Raw genomic sequence first — 12,895 nt, forward strand, 5'->3', positions numbered from 1 at the left:
ATCCTATATCAAAACTTTATTTTTCCTCTTTGTGCCAATTTGGTCGAAAATGACCATAAATCACTTCGGCCATAGCTTGATTAAACCCAGGAATTGCTTGGATATCGGACAGGCTTGCATTCTTTACGGCTTTTGCAGAACCAAAATGATTCAAAAGCAAACGTTTGCGGTGTGGTCCCACGCCTGGAATATCATCCAACTCAGAGCGTTGTATCGCTTTTGAACGTCCACTTCTGTGGGTAGTAATCGCAAAGCGATGCGCCTCATCCCTTAGTCTTTGCAGATAATACAAAACAGGGTCTTGAATCGGCAATTGAAACGGTTCTTGATCCTGAGTAAAAAACCACTCTCGACCAGCGTTACGATCTTTTCCTTTGGCAATACATATTAATTTAACATTTGTAATTTCTAATTCTTTTAAAATTGAATCAACAGCTGAAAACTGACCCGCTCCACCGTCAATCAATAAAATATCTGGCCAATTTTCAGGATCTGTGCTTTTCCCTTTCGCAAATCTTCGTGAAAACACCTCTCTCATCATTCCAAAATCGTCCCCTGGAGTAATAGAGGATTTGATACTAAATTTTCTATAAGCTGACTTATTAAACCCTTCTGAACCAGCCACAACCATCACACCATAGGCATGACTACCCATCAGATGGCTATTATCATATATTTCAATGCGTTTAGGTGTCTGCGATAAATGGAAAAGATCCCTTATCTGCTCAAGTAATTTTTGTTGAGAGTTCGTTTCTGCAAGTTTGCGTTCTAAAGCCCCTTTGGCATTTTCGATAGCGTGATTAATAACAGCCTTCTTTTCCCCCTTTTGTGGAACAGAAATAGTCACTTTATACCCAGCCTTAAGCCTAAGTGCTTTGCGCATTAATGTCATTTCAGAAAGAGGAATACTCAATAAAATTTGTGATGGTGGCGGTTTGTTTTCATAAAATTGCCCTATGAATGCAGAAATAATTTCTTCAGCAGTTTGCCCTTCTATTTGCGTAGGGAAAAAAGCCCTATTCCCATTATTCCTACTGCCTCTTATAAAAAACACTTGAATACAACATTGGTTACCAATTTGATATACAGCTATAATATCCGCATCCACAATAGAAGACGGATTAATAACACCATTGCTTTGGACATAAGTAAAGGCACGAATACGATCCCGCAATGCGGCTGCACGTTCATATTCCATTTCCGCTGCAGCTTTTTCCATCTGTTCTGCTAAATCTTGTTGAATTGAAATAGTTTGCCCCGATAAAAAGGCTTTGGCCTGTTCGACCAAATGCGCATATTCATCAGATGCAATACGGTCATCACAAGGACCCGCACAGCGTTTTATTTGATATAAGAGGCATGGGCGTTTGCGAGAGTGAAAAACTGCGTCTGTGCATGTCCTGAGTAAGAATATTTTTTGTAATAATTCTAAGGTCTGATTGACAGCCCATACAGAAGCAAAAGGTCCCCAATAATTATTTTCCTTTGAAATTTTCCCTCTATGCTTGTCAATCCTTGGCCATTCATTTTTGCTCATGACCAACCAAGGATATGTTTTATCATCCCGTAATAAAATATTATATCTAGGTTTTAAACTTTTAATTAAATTGGCTTCTAATAATAACGCTTCAGCTTCAGTATAAGCCGTTATAATTTCCATCGAAGCTGTTTGTTGCACCATTCGACGAATACGATCTGATAAACGAAGTATTTGCGTATATGAATACACACGTTTCCTTAGATCTTTTGCTTTGCCAACATAAAGAACCTCACCTTCTTTATTAATCATACGATACACACCAGAATCAGATGGCATGGTCTCTAATGCTTTCTTAATAGCAGCCACACCTATTGTAATGTTTTTTGGTTCTAGTTCTTGATGAGTCATCAAAATACTCTTTACTAAAAAAATCGTTTTTCTTTGTTTTAAAACAGTTATTTTAGTTCTCCACTGTTTCTGTGGATAACTATAGGGATGAATATTTAATATATCGATTTAATAGGCAGTTTTTCAACCCTTATCATGTTTTGCCTAAAAATTAATCAATTTTTATAACTTATTGAATATATTGTATTTTTATTAAGAAATAAAAGATCTACAATTTGTTATTATTCTGAATAATTAATAATGAATGCTATAAAAAAAACTATAAAAAAAAGTGGACAAAAATTTTAAAACTGTTAAAAGTCTACTAAAAAAAATGGTAAATTCTACTTTTAAAAATCACCATTATCTTATCATAATTTCTTCACTTTATATCACTGAAAATACTATAATGCGTATCATTAGCTGGAATATTAATTCTTTAAGGTTGAGATTACCTTTGTTAAAAGAGCTAATTCAACTGGCAAAACCCGACATTATTTGTTTACAAGAAACAAAAGTTCCAGATCCTTTGTTTCCTCAAGAAGACATTGTCGCATTAGGGTATCCATACGTTATTTACAAAGGGATGAAAAGCTATAATGGTGTCTGCGTTATCTCTAAGTATCCTATTAAACAGAGCCTATTCACGCGAAATTGGTGCAATCAAGAGGATTGCCGTCATTTAGCTGTTGAATTCGAATTTGCTGGACAACCTACGATTTTACATAATTTTTATGTCCCTGCTGGTGGTGACGAACCTGATCCTGATATTAATCCAAAATTTCTCCATAAACTTAATTTCTTAAAAGAAGCTACAGAATGGTTCAAAGAAAATTTAAATTATAATAGTATTTTGGTAGGAGATTTAAATATTGCCCCTTTAGAGCATGATGTGTGGAGCCATAAACAGCTTTTAAAAGTTGTAAGTCATACGCCAATTGAAACCACTAAACTAACACAATGGTTGGAAACAGGTTTTGTCGATGCAATGCGAATGATTGCACCACCTGATCAAAAGCTCTATACATGGTGGTCATATCGCAATAAGGATTGGGAAAAATCCAATAGAGGGCGTAGATTAGATCATTTATGGATTACCCCTGCATTGACCCCTCACCTTCAAACGATCGAAGTGTATAAGGAAGTTAGAAGCTGGGAAAAACCGTCAGATCACGTGCCTATTTTGATAGAATTAAACGAAAATCCATCTATTTAAAATTAAATCTCTGGATTTTCTTTTTTTAATTAAAAATCATTTTGTTGATAGGCTGGAGAGCTTAAACGATATCCGCCTGCTTCTGTAACCAACAAAGAAACATTTGTTGGATCAGGTTCAATTTTTTGGCGCAAACGATAAATATGCGTTTCTAACGTGTGGGTTGTCACTGCGGAATTATATCCCCAAACTTCATTTAATAACACTTGACGTGGCACAGGTCTTGCGCCAGAGCGATATAAAAATTTTAAAATAGCCGCTTCTTTTTCGGTTAATCTAATCCGTTTATTCGTCTTGTTTTCTTGCAATAACTTTGCAGAAGGTCTGAACACATAAGGTCCAATCGAGAAAACAGCATCCTCACTATTTTCAAAAATACGCATTTGTGCTCTTAAACGTGCTAATAATTCTGCGATACGAAATGGTTTAGATACATAATCATTCCCGCCCGCATCTAACCCACGAACAACATCATTTTCTTCGTCAGAACCCGTTAATAGAATAATAGGCGTTCTGCATCCTTCTTTACGTAAATAAGCGCATAAATCACACCCATCACCATCTGGTAACATCACATCTAAAATAATCGCATCATAATGTTTGTCAGATTTTAAAATTTTTACTTTTGCTTCCTCAACAGTATTGACAGCATGAACCTCAAATTCACCATCTGTTTGCAGCTGCTCTGATAATGTTTCAATTAACTTTAAATCATCATCAACAACAAGAATTGGGTGTAATCCAGCCATTAAACAACATCCTTTTATTTAAAATACACCTAGAATAAACGCACTATCTATTAAAAATATATAAAAACCATACCAGCTTTAATATCTTCTTAATACTATAATTATTGCTTATATTATCATAAAAAAAAAGTTATTATAAAAAAAACACCAAATGACAAAAGAAGAGACCTATGGATATCTTAACGATTGTATCTTGCTTATTTTTATTAACAGCTATCAGCAGCACAATAAATCATAAATATTTGCGCCTCCCAATGACTATTGGGATTATGATTATGGCTTTTATATTTTCGTTGATTTTATTTGTTTGTGATTATTCCATTACATTTTTTTCAGGCTACCATTTTGCAAAAGACCTTTTGGCAGACATGGATTTTCCAAAACTGCTTTTAAATGGTGCTTTGGCATTCTTATTATTTGCTGGCAGTTTACATATTAAATTAGATGAATTGTGGAAAGCAAAATACAATGTTGCTTCTTTGGCAATCATAGGCACATTAATCTGCATTTTTTCATTGGGTGTGGTATTCTGGGGTTTATTTTCTCTTTTCTCTGTTTCTATTTCTTTTGTTTGGTGTCTGGTTCTGGGTGCTATATTGGCACCCACTGACCCTGTTGCGATTATTAATATGTTGGGTAGACTTGGGCTGCCTTATCGTTTGCAAGCAATTTTTGCAGGCGAAAGTTTGTTCAATGACGGTATTGCCTTAATGGCATTTACAACATTAATTGGGATCGCAACCAGTGAGCATTCCCCAAGTACGGCAGGATTAGCATTAACCTTTATACAAGAAGTTTTTGGTAGCGGTATTTTAGGATTCATTACAGCATATATTACATTAGCAATTATCAAACGCATCAATCACGACGAAATTATTATTTTATTTTCCCTTGCTCTAGCCTCAGGAACATTCTCATTAGCTGACCATTTACACATGTCAGGTCCAATTGCCGTTGTCGTTAGCGGATTATTAATGGGCAATTATCTTCAAAAACGTCCTTCAAAAGATGACCATGATACGGTCACAGGATTTTGGCATGTGATTGATGAGATTTTAAATACGTTATTATTCTTATTAATCGGCTTGGAAATAATGGTTATCCCCTTTCACTGGCAAACGATTTTGATCAGTTTGGCTTGTATTCCATTCTTGATTATATGCCGCTTTATTGCAATTGCCATTAGCGGATCGTTCTTGTTGTACAAAGATAGCAACCCCAAAGGATTAATTTCAATTTTAACATGGGGCGGATTACGCGGGGGGATTTCCTTGGCAATTGCCCTATCTCTTCCAAATGTTTTCCCCAAAAGTGAAATCCTTGTTGTGACTTATATTTGCGTGATATTCACAGTTATCGTCCAAGGACTCACGATGGAAAAACTTATTAATTATTTCTATAAATTGAAATAATTATTCAGCATCTTTTTGACGTTCCAGCACAGCACAGAAAAAACCATCGGTTTTATATTGTGCTGGGGTCAATTGAAATGTTGGGCTATTATAAAAATCTGCTGGTAGCAACCCTTCAGGCGTATCTGGACAGACCAATTTGAACTCTGGATGCGCTTTTAAAAAGAGCTCAATTTGATCTTGGTTTTCTTTTTGTAAAATAGAGCATGTCGCATAAATTAAGCGCCCGCCTTCTTTGACCATTTTAGCAGCAGAATCTAAAATTTCAGATTGTTTAGCCACTAATTCATTCAAATCATTCTCTTTGAACTTTAATCGCGCATCAGGATTACGGCGCCAAGTTCCTGTGCCACTGCAAGGTGCATCCACCAATACACGATCAAATGTTTTAACACGTCGTTTAATCCATTTTGCCCCTTCGGCAAATAAATGGGTTTGAACGTTAAAAACGCCCGCACGGCGAAAACGTTTTTCAGCAGCACTGACACGAACCGTATGCACATCAGATGCAATAATTTGTCCTTTATTTTGCATCATCATAGCCATAGCCAGTGTTTTGCCACCTGCCCCAGCACAGAAATCCAAAACTCGCATTTGAGAGGTAACGCCAGTCATCAATGCAATTAATTGACTACCCTCATCTTGGATTTCAATAATGCCGTCTTTAAACAAATTCGTAGAAGTTACTGATTGTCGTCCTTCAACACGCAATCCCCATGGAGACAAAGACATGTTTTCAGAAGCAATTCCCTCTTGCTTTAACATCTCTTTGGCAGTTTCGCGTTCTTCTTTTAAAAGATTGACACGCAGATCAAGAGAAGCTGGTTCTAATAAAGCAGAAAGCTCAATATCAATATCATCACCAAATTGTTGTTCCAACATAGGATAAACCCAATCAGGGATTTCATAGCGAACTGCTTTAGGCATCTCGTCATAAAAAAGCTCTTTGTCTTCCAAAGATTGTAAAAACAATCCTTCATTTTGAGTCAAAGGTAATGGAGCATATTTTTCACCAGAAAAAAGTTGGCTTACTTCTGCCAAAGTTTTTCCATTTAACATTAAAAAAGCAGCAGCCATCATCCGTGGATTAATGGGGCTGCCGATGCGTTTTAACCACCATTGTAATTTACGGTGATGGCGCATTATTTCCCAAATCTGAGCGGAAACATATCGACGATCCCCTCCGCCAATATAACGACGTTGCCTGAAAAAACGATTGGCCGTTGCATCAGCTGGTGCATGCCTTTGGTTTTGAATAGTTAATAGCAGTTCAATAACCGCAGATATTTGAGCGGAAGGAGTCATAATTCGATACTTATTTACTTTTGATTAATTGTGACGATAGTTTGGAGCTTCACGTGTGATCGTCACATCATGAACGTGGCTCTCTCTTAATCCAGCACCAGTAATTTTGCGGAACTGAACATTTTTCTTCATTGCATCAATAGTTTCATTTCCTGTATATCCCATCCCCGCTTTTAATCCACCCACAAGTTGATGGATAACTGCTTCGGCAGAGCCTTTATAAGGAACTTGACCTTCAATGCCTTCAGGAACCAATTTATGGTTTTCTTTGATATCTTGTTGGAAATAACGATCGGCAGAGCCTCTCGCCATTGCCCCTAGACTGCCCATACCACGATAGGCTTTGTAAGAACGACCTTGATAGAGGAAAACTTCACCAGGGGCCTCATCGGTTCCAGCAAGCAAGGAACCAACCATCACCACATCAGCCCCGGCACCAATTGCTTTGACAATGTCCCCAGAAGTACGAATACCACCATCGGCAATTAATGGAATATTTTCACGATGGCACACTTCTGCAACTTCCATAACTGCGGAAAATTGAGGCACACCCACACCAGCAACAACCCGTGTTGTACAAATTGATCCTGGACCAATCCCTACTTTAACAGCATCCGCACCAGCATCAATTAATGCTTTTGCACCTTCAGGGGTGGCAATATTTCCAGCAATTAATTGAATATTAGAATGTTCTTTTTTCAATCTTTCGATTGATTTTAAAACGCCTGATGAATGTCCATGAGCGGTATCAACAACCAAGACATCTACCCCAGCATCTATTAATGCGATGGCACGTTGATAACCATCTTCACCAACACCAGTTGCTGCGGCACAACGTAAACGTCCAAATTGGTCTTTGTTTGCCAAAGGATAAACAACGGATTTTTCCATATCTTTGACAGTGATAATCCCAACACAACGGTCTTGAGCATCAACCACCAATAATTTTTCAATACGATGTTGATGTAAAAGTTTTTTCACTTCTTCAGGTTTTACGCCCTCTTTGACCGTAATCAGGTTTTCTTTGGTCATTAATTCTGCAACAGTTTGATTAGGATTGGTTGCAAAGCGAACATCTCTGTGTGTGATGATGCCAACTAAACGGCTGGTATTTCGCTCGATGACTGGTAGACCACTGATATGATTATATTTCATAATTTCAATGGTTTCTGCCAAAGTATTATCTGGATGAACCGTCACTGGATCAACAACCATCCCAGATTCAAACCGTTTAACTTGACGAACTTGATTGGCTTGCTCTTCGATCGTTAGGTTTTTATGTATAACTCCAATTCCACCATTTTGTGCCATAGAAATTGCCATTGCATATTCTGTCACTGTATCCATCGCAGAAGAAATTAAAGGAATATTTAAAGAAATAGAACGTGTTAGAAACGTTTTTACAATTGTTTGACTGGGCAATACATCAGATTGCGCAGGAATAATTAAGACATCATCGAAAGCGAGCGCTTCGCGAATCTGTTTGATTTGAAAAGAAGAATTTGCCATCTTGCTGCCCTTTATAGAAATAAAATGATAATACGGAAAAGGGATAACCCAAGTGTTTTTTTGGGTTCCAACTATTGGCAATCCTTCATACACTTAAAAGTGATCCTTCACAAGGGTAAAATAAATTTAATTATAATTAACAATTATGAAAATACCCAAAAATTCTATGATAAATCTATATTAGAAACTGTTAAGTTTAGTTATATCAGATAAATTAAATAGATTAACAATATTTTAGTTCTATCTCAAATATTGACTATGAGGGCATGTGCCTGAAATTATATCTTCATTTAAAAAAGTATTTTGAGCTACTAATCTCCATGTTTTTTAAAAGATTTTTTACTTTTAATAACTTGAAAAAAAGTTACTAAAGCCATCAAAATGATTATTTAAGTTAATGGCATCAGCTATCCATACTAAAGCATTACTTCTACTTGTCGGTATACATTTCTATTTTCATAGATTGACTAGGCTTTTCTTCTAATTTTAAAATAAATTCTAAAGTAATAACTTATTTCATTTTTATCAAAAATCTGAAAATAAATACTACAAATTACTTACTATTTCCTTTGAATCCTGTTGCAATAACGTAAAGCTCTTTGGACTCTTTGCGACTGGCTGGCGGTTTTGCATGTTTAACGACTTTGAAATTTTGTTTCAAAGTATCTAACATTCCTTTTTCCGATCCACCTTGAAAAACTTTCGCAATAAAAATACCTTGAGGGTCTAAAATATCCAACGCAAATGCCAAAGCATCTTCTGTTAAATTTATAATACGAATATGATCGGTTGCAGAGTGACCCGTGGTGTTTGGTGCCATGTCCGACATGACCAAATCTGCTTTACCGCCCAGCTTATTAATTAAAATATCCATGTTTTCAGGGTCTGTGAAATCGCCTTGGATAATTTCTGCACCAGGAATAGGATCAACAGCTAGTAAGTCAATTCCTACAACTTTTGTCGCTTTGCGATGCACCGCCACTTGAGACCATCCACCAGGTGCAGCACCAAGATCAACTACTTTTAATCCTGGACGCAGAAACTTAAATTTCTCATCAAGTTCAATAAGCTTAAAAGCAGCCCTGGATCGCCATCCTTGTTGTTGAGCCGCACGAACATAGGGATCATTTAACTGACGCGTTAGCCATCTTTGTTGAGAGGTAGAGCGACCCTGACTCTTTTTAAGTTTAACCGTTAAGCTGGCGGTTGAAAAGCGTGATTTTTTCTTTTTTGGCGAACTTTCATTCGCTTTTTTTTCATCCATAGTAATAACTTTATTCGTTTGAAATTTTAATCTTTTACAAGATATTATAAAAGATTAAAATTATGTTTATTTATTTTAGTAAGTCTATTTTCCTGCATCTTGGTAATAATACCATCACGAATACCACGGTCTGCAACGACAATATCCTCAACAGGCCATATTGTATGAATAGCCTCGAAAATAGCACATCCAGGAAGTAAATAATGTAATTTACTATGACGCACCGTTGCGTAATCATAAATTTTATTAAATTTACTGACTAAAATATGACGAATCATATCTTTAACTTGTGTTGTATCTAATAACAACCCATCAATTGCTGCTCTGCTATATTTAGGCTGTTTTAATATCATACTCGCCAAAGCCGTTACTGTGCCACTGACCCCGATAAATTGCACTTGTTCTCTTAATATCTCTGCTCTGATTTGATGAACACGTTCGAAATCGTTAATTTTATTCATGACAAAATCAACCATTTGATAATATTCATTCAGCGTTAGCCTCTTGAATTGTTCTTTTAAAGTAATCACACCGACAGGGACACTGCAACATCCGATCAATGTTTGTTTGCGCTTAACCGGATCAATACGCACCCAAGCAATCTCAGTTGATCCACCACCAATATCAAATAACAAGGTTTTTGTTCTGTTCCGCCGAAGCATTTTGTCATGCAAAAAGGTTCTGCATCCACATACAGCCAACTCAACCTCTTCTCTTGGGGTGATAACGTTAATATTCAACCCAGTTTCTTGTTTAACACGATCTAAAAAAACAGGCGCATTTGAAGCACGGCGACAAGCTTCTGTTGCGACAGCATATAAATTAAAAGATTTCCTACGATGAATACGAGCTGCACAATGGTGCAAAGCTGTTAATGTGCGATCCATTGCCGCTTCGCTCAATAACCCAGTATCATATAATCCCTCACCCAATCGAACGACGCGATTATAGTTGTCTATAATCCGCCCCCCCCTTTGACCCGAAGAAACAATCAAAAGGCGACAGTTATTCGTTCCTAAGTCTAATGCTGCGAACATGCCCCTTGTCCAAATTCTAAAACAAATTTTAAGTTTATTTACCTTATCACGAATATCGCTGAATATTAATGAGTTTAATATAATTGTTTATTTATTATCTATACGCTGTTTTATAAATATATACCATCATATACTTGTTTTATATAGAGATTAATGATAGATTTCCAACCTAAATTTAAATTATTGGGAGATAGTTTAGCGGTAGAACTATCGGCTCTGACCCGATCAGCCCTGGTTCGAATCCAGGTCTCCCAGAAAAAATTCCCAATATTTTCAAAAGGATATATGAAATGGAATGGGAAACTATTCTTTTAGATTCAGCACTAACAGTGAATATTATTCCTGCCCCTCAAATTCTATCTGCTTCCCTTAAAAAAGAAGTGAACGATATTTGGGAGGAAAAAAAGAAATATTACCCTAATTTATTTAATGGCAGAATTTTTAATGTTCAAGCATTAAGCAAAAATTTAATTACTGGATTTTGGACTGAATATAAATTTGTTTTGGCTCAAACCGAAAAGCCTGAATTATATTCAGAGCTTGCTATTCGATCTCTTGCCGTCATTGGTCTTATTCGATGCCCTCAAGGATTTCTTATTGGAAAGAGAGCTGCTAACTCTGTTTATTTGCCGGGATATTGGCAATCACCACCCGCAGGAACCGTTGAATCACGAGATGGGAATAATGACGTTATTTTAACTCAACAACTTTATGCGGAAGCCAATGAAGAATTAGGATTAAATACACATCACTTAATCAATCCTAAGATCATCTCAGCAACAGAACATACAGATACGCATATCATTGATATTGGGATTTTATTAAAAACCAATTTATCATTCATACAAATACTCGAGTTATGGAAAAAAAATAATAACTCAGAATATGACGAGTTGTGTTGTTGTGCTCATTATACGGACTTACCAGAAAACACTCTACCAACAACTCGTTTTTTAATTCAACATTGGTCAGATTAAGCTAAGAAGCAACACCAATCCCAATTTGTTTAATATCGTGGAATGATAATTCTTTATTCGCATCAATCGTGCGTTGCATCATAAAGTCAGAAGTCGATAAGAACACAGGATCTCCATCTATATCGTCTGCAATTGCACTGCGATTGGAGCTAATGAAACGCTCGATGATCGCCTTATCCCCCTGCACCCAACGTGCTTGCGAAAAGGAAATACCATCAAATGTAATATCAACACCATATTCATGTTTTAAACGGGTTTGCAGAACATCCAACTGCAATACACCCACCACACCCACAATCGGTGCAGAACCATCTTGAGGTCTAAAAAGCTGTACTACACCCTCTTCTGCTAACTCAGTCAATGCTTGCTTTAACTTTTTGGCTTTCATAGCATCTTTTAAATTAACACGACGCAATATTTCAGGGGCAAAATAAGGCACACCCGTGAATTGTAAATCTTCACCTTCCGTTAAGGTATCCCCAATTCGAAGCGTTCCATGATTAGGAATACCCACAACATCCCCCGCAAAAGCTTCTTCAGCAAGCTGACGATCTCTGGCAAAGAAAAATTGAGGGGTATGGAGGGCAAAAGTCTTGCCTGTGCGCGTATGTTTTAACTTCATACCTCTTTCAAGGCGACCAGAACATATACGCGCAAACGCAATACGATCACGATGATTAGGATCCATATTCGCTTGGATTTTAAACACCAATGCCGTCATAGCTTCTTCATTAGCTGCTACTTGACGATCTTGACTAGGTTGATTTCTTGGGCTAGGACCAAAATCTGCCAAAGCATCCAATAAATCTGTAACACCAAGCTCTTTGATCGCACTACCGAAAAAAACAGGTGTTAAAAATCCTGCATTAAAATCCTCTAAATTAAACTCAGGCAACCCAACTCTAGCCAATTCGACTTCTTCTTGCATTTGAAGAATGCGTTCATCATTTTCTGCAACGTCTTCTTTTAATCGCATTGAATCTTTGCGTAAATCATATGTGCCAAGAAATTTTGCGGCTCTACCCACTGGCCAAGTTAATGGTGTGGTTTCCAGAGCCAATGCTGATGCCACTTCGTGCAATAAATCAAACGGATCCTGAGATTCCCTATCCATTTTATTGATAAAAGTAACAATCGGAATATCGCGTAGACGGCAAATTTCAAATAATTTACGGGTTCTTGCTTCGATCCCTTTGGCAGCATCAATTACCATGACTGCGGCATCAACAGCCGTTAACGTTCTGTATGTATCTTCAGAAAAATCTTCATGACCTGGAGTGTCAAGCAAATTAAAAATACACCCACCATATTCAAAAGTCATGACTGAAGTAACAACAGAAATACCGCGGTCTTTTTCAATATTCATCCAGTCCGACCGAGTACGACGTTGTTCACGTTTTGCACGCACACTGCCAGCCATTTGAATAGCACCCCCTGCATGCAAAATACGTTCCGTCAATGTCGTTTTACCCGCATCAGGATGGGAAATAATCGCAAATGTGCGGCGACGGGAAATTTCTTTTTCCAATGATTGAACGGAATTTGACATAACAAGCACT

10 protein-coding genes and 1 tRNA gene are annotated in these 12,895 nt (G+C 37.1%); 4 read left to right on the top strand and 7 right to left on the bottom strand.

Annotated elements, in window-relative coordinates; genetic code table 11:
• Nucleotides 1-16: 16 nt before the first annotated feature.
• Nucleotides 17-1,888, bottom strand: coding sequence for an excinuclease ABC subunit UvrC (uvrC, locus tag QJV33_RS00985; protein WP_281461562.1), 1,872 nt, complete (start codon nt 1,886-1,888; stop codon nt 17-19).
• A gap of 388 nt (nt 1,889-2,276) precedes the next feature.
• Here uvrC and xth point away from each other — a divergent pair, with 388 nt between their 5' ends.
• Complete coding sequence (xth, locus tag QJV33_RS00990; RefSeq protein ID WP_281461563.1) at nt 2,277-3,083, top strand: exodeoxyribonuclease III; 807 nt, start codon at nt 2,277-2,279, stop codon at nt 3,081-3,083.
• A 29-nt stretch (nt 3,084-3,112) separates the two neighbouring features.
• Here the strand turns inward: xth and QJV33_RS00995 are convergent, their stop codons facing one another.
• Nucleotides 3,113-3,832, bottom strand: coding sequence for a response regulator transcription factor (locus QJV33_RS00995; RefSeq protein ID WP_281461564.1), 720 nt, complete (start codon nt 3,830-3,832; stop codon nt 3,113-3,115).
• 170 nt (nt 3,833-4,002) lie between these two features.
• On the opposite strand from QJV33_RS00995, the gene QJV33_RS01000 reads away from it, so the two are divergent.
• Nucleotides 4,003-5,244, top strand: a complete 1,242-nt coding sequence (locus tag QJV33_RS01000) for a cation:proton antiporter (protein ID WP_281461565.1) — start codon at nt 4,003-4,005, stop codon at nt 5,242-5,244.
• Here the strand turns inward: QJV33_RS01000 and QJV33_RS01005 are convergent, their stop codons facing one another.
• The 4 genes from QJV33_RS01005 to QJV33_RS01020 form a co-directional block, all read right to left on the bottom strand.
• Nucleotides 5,245-6,549: an RsmB/NOP family class I SAM-dependent RNA methyltransferase gene (locus tag QJV33_RS01005; RefSeq protein ID WP_281461566.1), complete on the bottom strand. Its 1,305-nt coding sequence runs from the start codon at nt 6,547-6,549 to the stop codon at nt 5,245-5,247.
• Nucleotides 6,550-6,573: 24 nt separating this feature from the next.
• Complete coding sequence (gene guaB / locus QJV33_RS01010) at nt 6,574-8,058, bottom strand: IMP dehydrogenase (protein WP_281461567.1); 1,485 nt, start codon at nt 8,056-8,058, stop codon at nt 6,574-6,576.
• A 553-nt stretch (nt 8,059-8,611) separates the two neighbouring features.
• Nucleotides 8,612-9,322 (bottom strand): RlmE family RNA methyltransferase, encoded by a 711-nt coding sequence (locus QJV33_RS01015; protein WP_281461568.1) that lies wholly within the window; start codon nt 9,320-9,322, stop codon nt 8,612-8,614.
• 44 nt (nt 9,323-9,366) lie between these two features.
• Nucleotides 9,367-10,359, bottom strand: a complete 993-nt coding sequence (locus tag QJV33_RS01020; RefSeq protein WP_281461569.1) for a Ppx/GppA phosphatase family protein — start codon at nt 10,357-10,359, stop codon at nt 9,367-9,369.
• A 184-nt stretch (nt 10,360-10,543) separates the two neighbouring features.
• On the opposite strand from QJV33_RS01020, the gene QJV33_RS01025 reads away from it, so the two are divergent.
• A tRNA-Gln gene (locus tag QJV33_RS01025) sits at nt 10,544-10,614 on the top strand.
• 35 nt (nt 10,615-10,649) lie between these two features.
• Nucleotides 10,650-11,336: an NUDIX hydrolase gene (locus QJV33_RS01030; protein WP_281461570.1), complete on the top strand. Its 687-nt coding sequence runs from the start codon at nt 10,650-10,652 to the stop codon at nt 11,334-11,336.
• A gap of 1 nt (nt 11,337) precedes the next feature.
• Here the strand turns inward: QJV33_RS01030 and QJV33_RS01035 are convergent, their stop codons facing one another.
• Nucleotides 11,338-12,885, bottom strand: coding sequence for a peptide chain release factor 3 (locus QJV33_RS01035; RefSeq protein WP_281461571.1), 1,548 nt, complete (start codon nt 12,883-12,885; stop codon nt 11,338-11,340).
• Between the last annotated feature and the right edge of the window lie 10 nt (nt 12,886-12,895).

The organism is Commensalibacter nepenthis (assembly GCF_029953305.1).
Lineage (GTDB): Bacteria > Pseudomonadota > Alphaproteobacteria > Acetobacterales > Acetobacteraceae > Commensalibacter > Commensalibacter nepenthis.